Annotated in this window: 16 protein-coding genes; 9 read left to right on the forward strand and 7 right to left on the reverse strand. The window is 62.3% G+C overall.

The features are described from left to right. Window positions 1-54: 54 nt before the first annotated feature. Window positions 55-2,901, forward strand: a complete 2,847-nt coding sequence (locus PSAKL28_RS25530) for a class I adenylate cyclase (protein ID WP_038615789.1) — start codon at window positions 55-57, stop codon at window positions 2,899-2,901. 3 nt (window positions 2,902-2,904) lie between these two features. Here the strand turns inward: PSAKL28_RS25530 and rnk are convergent, their stop codons facing one another. The 3 genes from rnk to cyaY all read right to left on the reverse strand — a co-directional run bounded on the left by rnk (window position 2,905) and on the right by cyaY (window position 4,013). Further along, window positions 2,905-3,324, reverse strand: a complete 420-nt coding sequence (gene rnk, locus PSAKL28_RS25535) for a nucleoside diphosphate kinase regulator (RefSeq protein ID WP_038615792.1) — start codon at window positions 3,322-3,324, stop codon at window positions 2,905-2,907. A gap of 133 nt (window positions 3,325-3,457) precedes the next feature. Then, window positions 3,458-3,679: a DUF1289 domain-containing protein gene (locus PSAKL28_RS25540; protein ID WP_038615794.1), complete on the reverse strand. Its 222-nt coding sequence runs from the start codon at window positions 3,677-3,679 to the stop codon at window positions 3,458-3,460. A 1-nt stretch (window position 3,680) separates the two neighbouring features. After that, the gene (cyaY, locus tag PSAKL28_RS25545; protein ID WP_038615797.1) at window positions 3,681-4,013 is read right to left on the reverse strand and encodes an iron donor protein CyaY; all 333 of its coding nucleotides are present in this window, start codon (window positions 4,011-4,013) and stop codon (window positions 3,681-3,683) included. Window positions 4,014-4,203: 190 nt separating this feature from the next. On the opposite strand from cyaY, the gene lptM reads away from it, so the two are divergent. The 6 genes from lptM to PSAKL28_RS25575 are packed head-to-tail and all read left to right on the forward strand — an operon-like array spanning window position 4,204 to window position 8,775. Next, window positions 4,204-4,341 (forward strand): LPS translocon maturation chaperone LptM, encoded by a 138-nt coding sequence (gene lptM, locus PSAKL28_RS27255; RefSeq protein ID WP_038615799.1) that lies wholly within the window; start codon window positions 4,204-4,206, stop codon window positions 4,339-4,341. Between the two features lie 9 nt (window positions 4,342-4,350). Then, window positions 4,351-5,598, forward strand: a complete 1,248-nt coding sequence (gene lysA, locus PSAKL28_RS25555; protein ID WP_038615801.1) for a diaminopimelate decarboxylase — start codon at window positions 4,351-4,353, stop codon at window positions 5,596-5,598. Between the two features lie 4 nt (window positions 5,599-5,602). After that, window positions 5,603-6,433 (forward strand): diaminopimelate epimerase, encoded by an 831-nt coding sequence (dapF, locus tag PSAKL28_RS25560; RefSeq protein WP_038615803.1) that lies wholly within the window; start codon window positions 5,603-5,605, stop codon window positions 6,431-6,433. Window positions 6,434-6,446: 13 nt separating this feature from the next. Continuing rightward, window positions 6,447-7,184: a DUF484 family protein gene (locus PSAKL28_RS25565; RefSeq protein WP_038615806.1), complete on the forward strand. Its 738-nt coding sequence runs from the start codon at window positions 6,447-6,449 to the stop codon at window positions 7,182-7,184. Further along, window positions 7,184-8,083 carry a tyrosine recombinase XerC gene (xerC, locus tag PSAKL28_RS25570; protein WP_038615809.1) on the forward strand — a complete coding sequence of 300 codons (900 nt, stop codon included), beginning with the start codon at window positions 7,184-7,186 and terminating at the stop codon, window positions 8,081-8,083. Before PSAKL28_RS25565 ends, xerC begins: the two co-directional genes overlap by 1 nt. Next, the gene (locus tag PSAKL28_RS25575; RefSeq protein WP_038615811.1) at window positions 8,080-8,775 is read left to right on the forward strand and encodes an HAD family hydrolase; all 696 of its coding nucleotides are present in this window, start codon (window positions 8,080-8,082) and stop codon (window positions 8,773-8,775) included. The genes xerC and PSAKL28_RS25575 overlap by 4 nt, the downstream gene beginning before the upstream one ends. Before the next feature lie 151 nt (window positions 8,776-8,926). Here PSAKL28_RS25575 and sutA read toward each other — a convergent pair whose 3' ends face one another. The 3 genes from sutA to glnK form a co-directional block, all read right to left on the reverse strand. Further along, entirely contained in the window at window positions 8,927-9,253 is a 327-nt protein-coding gene (sutA, locus tag PSAKL28_RS25580) for a dormancy-specific transcriptional regulator SutA (RefSeq protein ID WP_038615813.1), read from the reverse strand. Between the two features lie 475 nt (window positions 9,254-9,728). Beyond that, window positions 9,729-11,060 (reverse strand): ammonium transporter, encoded by a 1,332-nt coding sequence (locus PSAKL28_RS25585; RefSeq protein ID WP_038615817.1) that lies wholly within the window; start codon window positions 11,058-11,060, stop codon window positions 9,729-9,731. Between the two features lie 40 nt (window positions 11,061-11,100). Continuing rightward, entirely contained in the window at window positions 11,101-11,439 is a 339-nt protein-coding gene (gene glnK, locus PSAKL28_RS25590; RefSeq protein ID WP_002555808.1) for a P-II family nitrogen regulator, read from the reverse strand. Between the two features lie 371 nt (window positions 11,440-11,810). On the opposite strand from glnK, the gene PSAKL28_RS25595 reads away from it, so the two are divergent. Together PSAKL28_RS25595 and PSAKL28_RS25600 are read left to right on the forward strand one after the other, a co-directional pair. Then, the gene (locus tag PSAKL28_RS25595) at window positions 11,811-12,074 is read left to right on the forward strand and encodes an accessory factor UbiK family protein (protein ID WP_038615819.1); all 264 of its coding nucleotides are present in this window, start codon (window positions 11,811-11,813) and stop codon (window positions 12,072-12,074) included. 43 nt (window positions 12,075-12,117) lie between these two features. Further along, window positions 12,118-12,546 carry a TOBE domain-containing protein gene (locus PSAKL28_RS25600; RefSeq protein ID WP_038615821.1) on the forward strand — a complete coding sequence of 143 codons (429 nt, stop codon included), beginning with the start codon at window positions 12,118-12,120 and terminating at the stop codon, window positions 12,544-12,546. 109 nt (window positions 12,547-12,655) lie between these two features. On the opposite strand, the gene PSAKL28_RS25605 is transcribed toward PSAKL28_RS25600, so the two are convergent. Continuing rightward, window positions 12,656-12,958, reverse strand: coding sequence for a DUF3077 domain-containing protein (locus PSAKL28_RS25605; RefSeq protein ID WP_038615824.1), 303 nt, complete (start codon window positions 12,956-12,958; stop codon window positions 12,656-12,658). Window positions 12,959-13,292: the final 334 nt, after the last annotated feature.

Raw genomic sequence — 13,292 nt, forward strand, 5'->3', positions numbered from 1 at the left:
AATTAACACTTAAACTCGCCACAGCTTCCCCCAGACGGCCGGTTGTAGCCCGCGATGAACCACCCCCACGAAATCCGCCCCGACCTTGATCAGGGCATTGACCGCAAGGTGCTCAGCCAGCTGCGCCAACGCTTCCTGACGCTCAATCGGGGGCGCCTGGAGCGTGCCATGGACGGACTGTCGAGCCGTCAACAGCAGGTCATGACCCTGCTGCCGCTGTTCTTCCACGTCAATCATCCGCTGTTGCCCGGCTATGTGTCCGGCGCTACACCGGCGGGGGTCGCCAATTTCGAACCCGATGCCCAGCTGTTGGCCGAAGCCCAGCGCCTGACCCGTTCGTTCGCCTACAAGGCGCGCCGCGGCAACCCGCCCCAGCCGATCCACGGCCTGTTCCTGATGGGCAGCCTGGGCACCCTGGCCCAGGCCGAGCAGAGCGACATGGACGTCTGGGTCTGCCACGCCGCCGACCTCAATGACAGCGAACGGGAGGAGCTGCGCAAAAAGTGCCAGCTCCTGGAGAGCTGGGCCGCCAGTCAGGGTGCCGAAGCCCACCTGTTCCTGATCGAGCCGGAGAGCTTCGCCAAAGGCGAACGCGACGGCAAACTGAGCTCCGATGACTGCGGTACCACCCAACACTACCTGCTGCTCGACGAGTTTTACCGCACCGCCATCTGGCTCGCCGGACGTACTCCTTTGTGGTGGCTGGTGCCGGTCTACGAAGAACCGCGCTACCACCGCTACATCGAAACCCTGCTGTCCAAGCGCTTCGTGCGCGCCGAGGAGCACCTCGACCTCGGCCATCTGGCGCATATCCCGCCCGGCGAGTTCGTCGGCGCCGGGCTCTGGCAACTGTTCAAGGGCATCGAGTCGCCATACAAGTCGGTGCTCAAGCTGCTGCTGACCGAGGTCTATGCCAGCGAACACCCGCAGGTGCAGTGCCTGAGCCTGCAGTTCAAACAGGCAGTGTTCGCCAATCGCCTCGACCTCGACGAGCTCGACCCGTACATGATGGTTTACCGGCGCATCGAGCAGTATCTGCTAGGGCGCGGCGAACGCCAGCGCCTGGAGCTGGTGCGCCGCAGCCTGTACCTGAAAGTGAACAAGAAACTCAGTGGCCTGGCCCGCCAACGCAGCGCCAGCTGGCAACGCGACCTGCTGCAACGGCTGAGCCAGGAATGGGGCTGGGACGAACGCCAGCTGTCCCTGCTCGACAGCCGCAGCCAGTGGAAGGTGCGCCAGGTCGAGGTCGAGCGCCGCGAGCTGGTGGCCGAGCTCAACTACAGCTACCGCTTCCTGTGCCAGTTCGCCCGTGGCCAGAACGCCAGCAGCCGCATCGACCAACGCGACCTCAGCGTCCTTGGCCGACGCCTGTATGCAGCCTTCGAACGCCGCGCCGGCAAAGTCGAATTCATCAACCCGGGAATCGCCCCGGACCTCGCCGAAGACACCCTGACCCTGGTCCAGTCGCCCAACCGCAAAGAGCCCGGGCAACTCCACTGGGGCCTGTACAACGGCAATCTTGGCGTGCACGAGTGGGAGCATTTCGCCCCGATCAAACGCTGCCGCGAATTGCTTGAGCTGCTGACCTGGGCCCACCGCAACGGCGTGATCGACAGCAGCACGCGCCTGGCCTTGCACCCGGGTAGCAGCGACCTGAGCGAGTACGAGCTGTTCAACCTGCTCGGCAGCCTGCAACAGAGCGTCGCCCTGCCCTTGCCGGCGGTCAGCGAACAACGCCTGCTGCAGCCAAGCGAGGCTGACGAAATTCTCTTGCTGGTCAACGTCGGCGTCGATCCGCTGCGTCACCATCGCGACCTGAACATCCTGATGACCACCGAGCGCACCGACTCGCTGAGCTATGCCGGGGTGCGCGAGAACCTGGTGCTGACCCTGGACCAGGTCACCCTCAACAGCTGGAACGAGGTCCAGGTACACCGCTACGACGGCGAACATGCCTTGCTACGCTGCCTGCGAGATTACCTCGGCAATCTCGGCACCACCCACCTGCCCAGATTGCGCGTACGTTGCTTCTGCCATAACCGCGCCCAGGCTATAGCCCAGCGGGTAGAGGAAGTATTCACCAGCGCTCAGACGCTGCTGGCGCAGAACCTCAACCATCGCTATCTGCTGCAAGTCCAGCAGCACACTCATGTACTGGAGTTGCAGGCCGGGGCGGTGAACCTGGTCACGCTTGACGATCAGCACGCCGTGCTGCGTTACCTCAGCGAAGAGCGCAGCGACTACAGCCCGCTGCACCTGGACGCCAACGCCCTGCAGGAGCTGGACCTGGCCCAGATCCTGCCCTTGGGCCAGCCGCAGTGCATCCAGCTGTTCTACCGGGTGCAAGATGCCTGGGCGGATGTCTATGTACTGGATGAGCACAACGCGCTATGGCAACAACGCCTGCCGTTTCATGATGAAAACAGCCTGTTGCTGCCGCTGCAGCGCTTCCTGCAGTCGATCGTGTTTCGCCGCGAAGCCCGCCTGCCGCTGGACAGCCTGCAGGCCCAGGGCTCGCTGGATATTCTTTATTACCAGTTGTTGCCATCAGGCACTGGCAAGGTCCGTCAGGTGGAAACGCGGCAGGTTACGATCACCGCCATCGACACGCCCTATTACGAAGTGCAGGCGATTCTGCAGGCAGGCGCCAGCGATGACGTGCAGGTCACCTTGTACTGCAATCAGCGGGAGTTTTCCGAGCTTGAACATGGCGACCAGCTGTATGCCGTGGTCGCCCGCGAAATCATCGGGCAGCGCCGCGAGACCGAGCGCTACCGTTGCTACATCACCGACCTGGACCTATCCGGCTTGCTCGCCGACGGTCTGGGTTCGAGCATTCTCTACCTGCGCTACAAAGGCGAGCTGGAGCGGGCGCTCAACGAAGCCCTGGCGCAGGCATAAGGCTCAGAGGTCGAAGTCGCCCGCGGCTTCTGGCTGATACTCGACCGCCAGCAGCTCAAGCTTCAGAGTCTTGCCGCCCGGGAGTGACCAATCAATTTTGGCGCCCACCGAAAGGCCCAGCAGCGCGCTGCCAACCGGCGCGAGGATAGAGATCTTGCCCTCGTCGGCATTGGCATCCTTCGGATAGACCAGAGTCAGGTGGTAGTCCTTGCCGCTGGCTTCTTCGCGGCAATGAACCCGGGAGTTCATGGTCACGACACCGGCCGGAACTTCCTCGTGACCGACCTGCTCGGCGCGGTCCAGCTCGTCCTGCAAGGCGAGCACACCCGGAGAGTCCTGCATCTTCTCATCGAGGCTGTCGATCAGACGCTCGAGACGCTGAACGTCCAATCGGGTGACGATAATGGAAGGCTTGGTGCTCATGATCCAGTCAGACTCCTTTTTTTGAACGATATAAAGCAAAACCCCGCCCAAGGGCGGGGTTTGCAGGAATTCGGCACAGCCGAAACAAGCTCGACACTACCACAGCCAAGTAAATACACAATACCCGCAGGGTTTAGGCCGATCCTGTCAGTTGCCGACGCGCCCAGGCTTCCTCGCAGATCTGCCGGCGACGCTGGTCATCGGCGGATCGCCACTGACGAATATCTTCGACATGGCGAAAGCAGCCAATGCAGACCTTGTGCTCATCCAGCCGGCAGGTGCTGATGCAAGGCGACGGCACCGCCGGGCTGACATTGCTGTAGAGCGGCTTGGCCGGCTTTGGCGCGTTGCTCATCTCAGATCTCTTCGAAGTCGAGCTTTTCGCCGACCCGCTCCCAGACGATGCGCTCAAGCATCTCGCCCAGCAACTCTTCGGTTTTTTCGCAGGTCCACTTGCCGCTCTGCTCGTCATAGTCGAAGTGGAAACCACCGGACTTGTCGGCCAGCCACAGCTGACGCAGCGGCTCCTGGCGGCTGAAGATCAGCTGGGCGCCGTCTTCGAACTTGATGGTCAGGATCCCTGCCGAGTTCTCCATGTCCAGATCCAGATCAGCTTCGTCGAACAGGTCTTCCAGGGCCTGTTGGGTCGCGTCGACCAGGTCGTGAAAACGCGCTTCGGTCAAACTCATTGCAAGAACCTCAAAAATGTCTGCACACACGCAAGCCGGGCAAGATACGAGCGCGGCGCGCCGAATGCAAAGGATAACGCCCGCCGCCTCCCCCGGCAGCCCCCGCCCGACGGCGGGCCGCCCGCATAGGCAAGGCGGCAGGTGCTCGGTATACTCGGGCGCAATACTGCTTATTACAAAGGATTACGCCATGAAGCGCCTGATCTCCACCCTCGCGGCGCTCGTCGCGGTTGCCTGCCTCGTTTCCGCCTGCGGCCAGAAGGGCCCGCTGTACCTGCCAGAAGACGGCAAAGACGGTCAAAAGTCGCAATCGCACAAGCACCAGTAAGGGTAACCCATGGACGCTTTCAACTACCGCGACGGTCAACTGTTCGCGGAAGGCGTGGCCCTGTCGGCCATCGCCGAACGTTTCGGCACACCAACCTACGTCTACTCGCGTGCCCACATCGAGGCCCAGTACCGTAGCTATGCCGACGCTTTGCAGGGTGTTTCGCACCTGGTGTGCTTTGCCGTCAAAGCCAACTCCAACCTCGGTGTGCTGAACCTGCTGGCCCGTCTGGGTGCAGGTTTCGACATCGTTTCCGGCGGTGAGCTGGAGCGTGTCCTGGCCGCCGGTGGCCGCGCCGATCGCGTGGTTTTCTCCGGTGTCGGCAAGACCCGTGAAGACATGCGTCGCGCCCTGGAAGTCGGCGTGCACTGCTTCAACGTCGAGTCCACCGACGAGCTGGAACGCCTGCAAGTGGTTGCCGCCGAGATGGGCCTGCGCGCGCCGATTTCGCTGCGGGTCAACCCGGACGTCGATGCTGGCACCCACCCGTACATCTCCACGGGTCTGAAAGAAAACAAGTTCGGTATCGCCATCGCCGATGCCGAAGAGGTGTACATTCGCGCCGCCCAGTTGCCTAACCTGGAAGTGGTCGGTGTCGACTGCCACATCGGCTCGCAACTGACCACGCTGGAACCCTTCCTCGACGCCCTCGACCGCCTGCTGGCGCTGATCGACCGCCTCAGCGACTGCGGTATCCACCTGCGTCACCTGGATCTGGGTGGCGGTGTTGGCGTGCGTTACCGTGACGAAGAGCCGCCGTTGGCCGGCGACTACATCAAAGCCATCCGCGAACGCCTCGGCGAGCGCGACCTGGCCCTGGTGTTCGAACCGGGCCGCTACATCGTGGCCAACGCTGGCGTCCTGCTGACCCGCGTCGAATACCTCAAGCACACCGAACACAAAGACTTCGCCATCGTTGATGCGGCCATGAACGACCTGATTCGCCCAGCCCTGTACCAGGCCTGGATGAACGTCACCGCGGTGCAGCCGCGCGCAGGCGAAGGGCGCACCTACGACGTGGTCGGACCGATCTGCGAAACCGGCGATTTCCTGGCCAAGGAGCGTACGCTCAATCTGGCCGAAGGCGATCTGCTGGCGGTGCATTCGGCGGGCGCCTATGGTTTTGTCATGAGTTCGAACTACAACACCCGTGGGCGCTGCGCCGAGGTCCTGGTCGATGGCGACCAGGCGTTCGAAGTACGCCGCCGGGAAACCGTAGCCGAGTTGTTCGCCGGCGAAAGCCTGCTGCCGGAGTAAACCCATGCTGCTGCGTTTTACCAAAATGCATGGGCTGGGCAACGACTTCATGGTCCTCGACCTGGTCAGCCAGCATGCGCACATCCTGCCCAAGCACGCCAAGCAATGGGGCGATCGCCACACCGGTATCGGCTTCGACCAGCTGCTGATCGTCGAAGCGCCGAGCAATCCGGAGGTGGATTTCCGCTACCGGATCTTCAACTCCGACGGCTCCGAGGTCGAGCAGTGCGGCAACGGTGCGCGCTGCTTCGCCCGCTTCGTGCTGGACAAGCGCCTGACCGCGAAAAAGCGCATCCGCGTTGAAACCAAGGGCGGCATCATCGAGCTGGACGTGCGCAACGACGGGCAGATCTGCGTCGACATGGGCCCGCCACGCCTGGTGCCGGCCGAGATTCCGTTCGATGCCCCGGCCCAGGCCCTGAGCTACCCGCTGGAGGTCGCCGGGCAACAGGTCGAACTGGCCGCGGTGTCGATGGGCAACCCCCATGCCGTGCTGCGCGTCAACGACATCAACAGTGCCCCGGTGCACGAACTGGGTCCACAGATCGAGCACCATCCGCGCTTCCCGCAGCGGGTCAACGTCGGCTTCATCCAGGTCATTGACCGCCATCGCGCGCAATTGCGTGTCTGGGAACGCGGCGCCGGGGAAACCCAGGCCTGCGGTACCGGTGCCTGCGCCGCTGCCGTGGCCGCGATCAGCCAGGGCTGGATGGACTCGCCTTTGCTGATCGACCTTCCTGGTGGACGCCTGTCCATCGAATGGGCCGGCCCTGGCCAGCCGGTGTTGATGACCGGCCCTGCCGTACGCGTCTTTGAAGGACAGGTTCGTCTATGAGTGAGTGCCAACCATGACCGATCAGCCCCAGGCTCCTGCCGAACAGCCCACCGACCTTAGCGCCGAGGGCTCGACGCCCGCCTTCGGGGCTGAGGCCGTGGTTGCCTTTCTACGTGACAACCCAACGTTCTTCGCCGAACACGACGAGTTGCTCAGCGAGCTGCACATTCCCCATCAGCGCGGCGACAGCGTTTCGCTGGTGGAGCGTCAGCTCAAGCTGCTGCGCGACCGCAACATCGAGATGCGCCACCGTCTCTCGCAGTTGATGGACGTGGCCCGAGACAACGACCGGCTGTTCGACAAGACCCGCCGGCTGATTCTCGACCTGCTCGATGCCGACAGCCTGGAAGCCGTGGTCATGGCCGTCGAAGACAGCCTGCGCCAGGAGTTCAAGGTGCCCTTTGTCAGCCTGATCCTGTTCGGTGAAACCGTCGCGCCAGTCGGGCGCTGGGTCAATAGCGCCGACGCTCAGCAAGCCATCGGTGGCCTGTTGTGCAGCGGCAAGACGGTCAGCGGCAATCTGCGCGACCATGAGCTGGACTTCCTGTTCGGTGAAGACCAGCGCAAGGAAGTCGGCTCCACCGCCGTAGCCACCCTGAACCACCAGGGCCTGCACGGCGTACTGGCCATCGCCAGCCGTGACCCGCAACACTACAAAAGCACGGTCGGCACCCTGTTCCTCAGCTACATCGCTGAAGTGCTCGGCCGCGTAGTGCCGCGCTTTACCCAGACCCTGCGCCCGGTGCGCTGATGGAACGCCAGCTACAGGCCTTCTGCGCGCACCTGCGCAATGAGCGCCAGGTGTCCGGGCACACCCAGCTGGCTTACCGCCGCGACCTCGACAGCGTCCTGGCCTTCTGTGCCAAGTCCGGTATCGACAGCTGGAATGCCCTGCAGATCCAGCACCTGCGCCAGTTTATCGCCCGCCAGCATCATCACGGCCAGTCGTCCCGTAGCCTGGCCCGGCTGCTTTCGGCAGTGCGCGGGTTCTACCGCTACCTCAACCGCGAAGGCCTGTGCAGCCATGATCCGGCCAACGGCCTGTCGGCGCCCAAGGGTGAACGGCGCCTGCCGAAAACCCTCGATACCGATCGTGCCTTGCAGTTGCTCGAAGGCGCCGTGGAAGACGACTTCCTCGCCCGTCGTGACCAGGCCATGCTTGAGCTGTTTTATTCCTCCGGCTTGCGCCTGTCGGAGCTGACCAGCCTCAATACCGACCAGCTCGACCTGCCCGCAGGCCTGGTGCAGGTACACGGCAAGGGCAGCAAGACGCGGGTATTGCCGGTCGGCCGCAAGGCGCGCGAAGCCCTCGAACAATGGCTCGCGTTGCGCGGTATCAGCGCACCACAGGACAACGCCGTGTTCGTCAGTCGCCAGGGCCGTCGCCTCGGCCCACGCGCTATCCAGCTACGCGTACAGGCTGCCGGCGAACGTGAGCTGGGCCAGAACCTGCACCCGCACATGTTGCGGCACTCTTTTGCCAGCCACCTGCTCGAATCGTCCCAGGACCTGCGCGCCGTGCAAGAGATGCTCGGCCATGCCGACATCGCCACCACGCAGATCTACACTCACCTTGATTTCCAGCACCTGGCCGCCGTCTATGACAGCGCCCATCCTCGGGCTAAACGCAGTAAGGGCAGCGATTCATGAGCATCAAGCTGATCACCTTTGACCTCGACGACACCCTGTGGGACACCGCCCCCGTGATCGTTAGCGCCGAAGCCATCCTGCGCGACTGGCTGGCCGCCAATGCGCCGGACCTTGGCGCAGTACCCGTGGAGCACCTGTACGCCATCCGTGAGCGCCTGGTGCAGGCTGAGCCCGGGCTCAAGCACCGCATCAGTGCCCTGCGCCGCAAGGTACTGTTCCGCGCCCTCGAGGACGTCGGTTACAGCGAGAACAAAGCCCGCGAGCTTGCCAACGAAGGCTTCGAGGTGTTCCTCCACGCGCGTCACCAGATCGATATTTTTCCCGAGGTCCAGCCTGTGCTGGAGATCCTCCGCCACAGCTACACCCTCGGCGTGGTCACCAACGGCAATGCCGATGTGCGCCGCCTGGGTCTGGCCGACTACTTCAAGTTCGCCCTGTGCGCAGAGGATCTGGGGATTGGCAAGCCCGACCCTCAGCCCTTCCTTGAAGCGCTGCGCCAGGGCCAGGTCGAAGCCCATGCGGCGGTGCATATCGGCGACCATCCCGGCGATGATATTGCCGGCGCCCAGCGCGCGGGCCTGCGGGCCATCTGGTTCAACCCGCAGGGCAAGACCTGGGAGGCTGACAACCAGCCCGACGCCGAAATCCAGCGCCTTTCGCAGCTGCCCGAGCTGCTCAACAGCTGGCGCTGATCCCTCCCGGTGGGAGCGGGCTTGCCCCGCGATGCGATGCGACTGATACACCGCAATCGCGGGTCAAGCCCGCTCCCACCGGAGGTGTAAACAGGACAACAGGCACAAAAAAGCCCGCAGCGACGGCGGGCTTTCTTGCTGACGGAACCACTCAGATAGGGCGGCTACCGTACTTGTTGTCCGGCTTCTTGGGCGGATCGGCGACCACGTTGGCCTCCACTTCCTGCACCTTGCCACCACGGGAGAGGAACTCTTCCATAGCTTTGGCCAGGGCATCACGCTCCTTCTGCTTGGCTTCCATGCTCGGCATCTCGTCTACCGAGACAGCTGCCGACTTGGACTTGCCCTTGGCAACAGGTACCGGGCTGTCGTCGCCGCTGTCGTCAGCCACATCATCGGCTGCCGCTTCGAGGCCTTCATCACCTTCGTCTTCGTCGCCTACTTCGAGGTCGTCATTTTCCAGATCGTCGTCGCTCATGTTCTACCTCATGACTTGCGAAAAGCACATTAGTTATAGTCCAGCAGCGCCGTAAATCGACAGCCGCCGGAAAAATTCAAAGGGTCGCGGGTTTGCCGCCACCTCGGGTGTGCGCCAAAGAGCCTGGCGAACACCGTGCAGGTCCCGCTCTTGGCAGGGCCTGACAAAATTAAAGAGCTGCCGATAGTGAACCGTCGGCCTACCCTGGCGTGATCAGCCTGCTCATTGGCAAGCCTAGCAAAGGGTAGCGAAGTTTGCGGACAGCTTGTCAGCTCCCTTCGGCGCGCATTCTAGCGTGCTCAGAGAAAAAGCAAAGTGCCTAACTATCACTCTGGTCTGTAAGTTTTCTGCCTATCTGCAGCCAGCCGAAAAAGTGGCGGCAAAAGCGCCGAAAGAAACCGTTTGCGTTGCCTGAAAGCGACAAACTGCAGGCAAAAAAAATGCCCGGCAAGCCGGGCAAGATTTTTCGAGACGGTTACAGGTTGTAGCCGCGCTCGTTGTGTTGCGCCAGGTCGAGACCGACCGACTCTTCTTCTTCGTTAACCCGCAGGCCCATGACCAGATCCAGCACCTTGAGAATCACGTAGGTGACGATCGCGGTGTAAATCACGGTAAAGCCGACGCCTTTGGCCTGAATCCAGACTTGCGCGCCGATGTCTTCGACGGTGCCGAAGCCACCCAGTGCCGGGGCAGCGAACACACCCGTGAGGATCGCGCCGACGATACCGCCGATACCGTGCACCCCGAAGGCGTCCAGCGAGTCGTCGTAGCCGAGCTTGCGCTTGAGGCTGGTGGCGCAGAAGTAGCAGATCACACCGGCAACCAGGCCGATCACCAGGGCGCCCATCGGGCCGACGGTACCGGCAGCCGGGGTGATGGCGACCAGGCCGGCGACCACACCCGAGGCAATACCCAGAGCACTTGGTTTACCGTGGGTCAGCCATTCGGCGAACATCCAGCCCAGCGCCGCAGCGGCGGTGGCGATCTGGGTCACCAGCATGGCCATGCCCGCAGTGCCGTTGGCGGCCGCGGCGGAGCCGGCGTTGAAACCGAACCAGCCGATCCACAGCATGGCCGCGCCCATCAGGGTGTAACCGAGGTTGTGCGGGGCCATCGGCGTGGTCGGGAAGCCCTTGCGCTTGCCCAGCACCAGGCAGGCGACCAGACCTGCAATACCGGCGTTGATGTGCACCACGGTGCCGCCCGCAAAGTCGAGCACGCCCCAGTCCCACATCAGGCCGCCGTTGCCGCTCCAGACCATGTGGGCAATCGGTGCGTAGACCAGGGTGAACCAGATGGCCATGAAGATCAGCATCGCCGAGAACTTCATACGCTCGGCAAAGGCACCGACGATCAGCGCCGGGGTGATGATCGCGAAGGTCATCTGGAAGGTAATGAACACCGCCTCGGGGAACAACGCCGCCGAAGAGGTCAGGCTCGCAGGCGTCACGCCAGCCAGGAAGGCTTTGGACAGGCCGCCGACGAAGGAATTGAAGTTGACTACACCCTGCTCCATACCGGTGGTATCGAACGCCAGGCTATAACCGTAAACCACCCACAGAACGCTGATCAGGCCGGTGATCGCAAAGCACTGCATCATCACCGAGAGCACGTTCTTGGAACGCACCATACCGCCGTAGAACAGGGCAAGGCCCGGGATGGTCATGAACAGCACCAGGGCTGTGGCGGTCAACATCCAGGCGGTGTCGCCGGAGTTGAGTACGGGGGCTGCCTCCTCTGCCAGGGCCAGGCCGGGCATTACGAGAGGCAAAAGGGCTCCTAGCCCTGCGAATTGACGCAGAGTCATGTTGTTTTCTCCTGGGGCGTTGGGGTTTGGTGAGGCTTTTTTAGATCGCGTCGGTATCGGTTTCGCCGGTACGGATGCGAATCGCCTGCTCCAGATTGACCACGAAAATTTTCCCGTCACCGATCTTGCCGGTGTTGGCCGCCTTGGTGATCGCTTCGATGACCCGGTCCAGATCCTTGTCGTCGATGGCGACGTCGATCTTCACCTTGGGCAGGAAATCAACCACATACTCAGCACCGCGATACAGCTCGGTGTGGCCCTTCTGCCGACCGAAGCCTTTGACTTCAGTAACAGTAATACCCTGCACGCCGATTTCAGACAGCGACTCGCGCACGTCGTCCAACTTGAACGGCTTGATGATGGCAGTGACTAGCTTCATGAAACTCTCTCCCGAATTGGTGGACTTGCCCCAGGAAAACAAACCCGACTCAAGTCTAAGCGCAGCGCCTGGCTTTGTAACGCGTCGTCGACCGAAACCGCTTGATGCTCCGCCTGCACCCCGTTTCGTCACGGTGACTGCATCAGTGCATGGGTCACCAAGGTCTTAGCAGAAACCTTGCCATATCCGCTAAATCGTCCAATTACAGACACTTGCGTTGGCCGCTGTTGCTTGGCCAGTCGCCATCAGCGTTTCGCTGCACAATTACGGTGCGTGACGATTGACCGCGATGCGCAAAAAGCGTGCAGCTCAAGGCCAGTAATACTGCGTGCTACACTGGCGCCCCACTTGGATACAGCGGATAGCCGAACATGCTCGCGCCCAAAGCCTTTCTCGATGCCCTGAGCGACCAAGCCTCGCGCCTGTTCAGCGGCGACACCTCGCAACCTCGCGCCGAACTCGAAAGCCAGTTCAAAGCCCTGCTGCAAAGCGGCTTCAGCAAACTGGAATTGGTCAGCCGGGAAGAATTCGACAGCCAGATGGTCGTCCTGGCCCGCACCCGCGCCCGTCTTGAAGCGCTGGAGGCCAAGGTCGCCGAAATGGAAGCACGCCTGAACCCGCCTGCGGCGGAATAAGTCAGCGCCGCCATCACACATCACAGCCAGCAGAGGTTCCCCGATGAAAGTCAGTGCACGTAACGTGTTCAAAGGTACCGTCAGCAATGTCCAGGCCGGCGCGGTCAATGCCGAAGTCACCCTGAAGCTGTCTGGCGGTGAGCAGTTGGTGGCCGTCGTGACCATGGCCAGCCTGCAGAGCCTCGGCATTGCCGTGGGCAAGGATGCCGTCGCGCTGGTCAAGGCACCGTGGGTGGTGCTGATGACCGACAGCGGCGGTTACAGGTTCTCGGCCCGCAACTGCCTCGAAGGCAAAGTTGTGCGGGTGAGCGAAGGCGCGGTGAATTCCGAGGTGGTGGTGCAACTGGCCGGTGGCACCGAGGTGTTCTCCATCGTTACCCGCGAGGCGGTCGACGAGCTGGGCCTGAAGCCCGGCGTGTCGGCGACCGTGGTGATCAAGGCCTCGCATATCATTCTCGGCGTAGCCAGCTAATTCCCCTGCAAATGCAATTAACCGGTGGGAGCGGGCTTGCCCCGCGATAGCGGTGTGTCAGTCACATCGCATCGCGGGGCAAGCCCGCTCCCACCGGGGGGGCAATATTTCAGTCGGGAAAGCGTTGCAACTCGATCCCGTCGATCAACGCATCAATCAACGCCCGCGCAAACTCCAGTGAATGCTGGGTCGACCAGACATAGCTTTTCCCGGGCTCAGCGGTGTATCGCACCGCCTCTTCGATATTGACGCTGGCGCACTTGAGATAGAGAGAAGCGTGCACCAACGCGTCCTCGGCACTGACTCCCGCGCACACGTTGAACAACGGCGGATGCTCGGGACAACTGGCAACAGGCCTTTCGATGGTGCGCACAAAGGGCAGATCGGGTGGATCAGGAACGGGCTTTTTCATTGGTAACTCCTATGCAGATGGAGCAACCACCGTTCGCTGCTAAACGAATAGGGTGGCAGCTGTACGCGGGTTAGCAGACCGGGCATAGGAACCGGCGCACCCGAAGGTGCCCCACGCACAGCCACCATTGACCAGAAATACAGGCTGGGGAAAACCTGTATCAGGGAAATGGAGCTCTGCTTATGCCCTGGACTGCTAAATCCGGTCGTTGAATTGGCAACGACCCTCACAGGGTAGGCATGCACCTGGGCAGGCGCAACAGAGCAGTGGCGCCGGGAGTATGATTCAGAATGGTCTGACAGAAAACCACTACAACCGGTAGGAGCGGCGGTGC

The organism is Pseudomonas alkylphenolica (assembly GCF_000746525.1).
In the GTDB taxonomy this organism is placed as follows: Bacteria; Pseudomonadota; Gammaproteobacteria; order Pseudomonadales; family Pseudomonadaceae; genus Aquipseudomonas; species Aquipseudomonas alkylphenolica.

Coding starts and splice junctions, on each gene's coding strand:
- PSAKL28_RS25530 (WP_038615789.1), top strand. CDS start 55: ATGAACCACCCCCACGAAATCCGCCCCGACCTTGATCAGGGCATTGAC.
- rnk (WP_038615792.1), bottom strand. CDS start 3,324: ATGAGCACCAAGCCTTCCATTATCGTCACCCGATTGGACGTTCAGCGT.
- PSAKL28_RS25540 (WP_038615794.1), bottom strand. CDS start 3,679: ATGAGCAACGCGCCAAAGCCGGCCAAGCCGCTCTACAGCAATGTCAGC.
- cyaY (WP_038615797.1), bottom strand. CDS start 4,013: ATGAGTTTGACCGAAGCGCGTTTTCACGACCTGGTCGACGCGACCCAA.
- lptM (WP_038615799.1), top strand. CDS start 4,204: ATGAAGCGCCTGATCTCCACCCTCGCGGCGCTCGTCGCGGTTGCCTGC.
- lysA (WP_038615801.1), top strand. CDS start 4,351: ATGGACGCTTTCAACTACCGCGACGGTCAACTGTTCGCGGAAGGCGTG.
- dapF (WP_038615803.1), top strand. CDS start 5,603: ATGCTGCTGCGTTTTACCAAAATGCATGGGCTGGGCAACGACTTCATG.
- PSAKL28_RS25565 (WP_038615806.1), top strand. CDS start 6,447: ATGACCGATCAGCCCCAGGCTCCTGCCGAACAGCCCACCGACCTTAGC.
- xerC (WP_038615809.1), top strand. CDS start 7,184: ATGGAACGCCAGCTACAGGCCTTCTGCGCGCACCTGCGCAATGAGCGC.
- PSAKL28_RS25575 (WP_038615811.1), top strand. CDS start 8,080: ATGAGCATCAAGCTGATCACCTTTGACCTCGACGACACCCTGTGGGAC.
- sutA (WP_038615813.1), bottom strand. CDS start 9,253: ATGAGCGACGACGATCTGGAAAATGACGACCTCGAAGTAGGCGACGAA.
- PSAKL28_RS25585 (WP_038615817.1), bottom strand. CDS start 11,060: ATGACTCTGCGTCAATTCGCAGGGCTAGGAGCCCTTTTGCCTCTCGTA.
- glnK (WP_002555808.1), bottom strand. CDS start 11,439: ATGAAGCTAGTCACTGCCATCATCAAGCCGTTCAAGTTGGACGACGTG.
- PSAKL28_RS25595 (WP_038615819.1), top strand. CDS start 11,811: ATGCTCGCGCCCAAAGCCTTTCTCGATGCCCTGAGCGACCAAGCCTCG.
- PSAKL28_RS25600 (WP_038615821.1), top strand. CDS start 12,118: ATGAAAGTCAGTGCACGTAACGTGTTCAAAGGTACCGTCAGCAATGTC.
- PSAKL28_RS25605 (WP_038615824.1), bottom strand. CDS start 12,958: ATGAAAAAGCCCGTTCCTGATCCACCCGATCTGCCCTTTGTGCGCACC.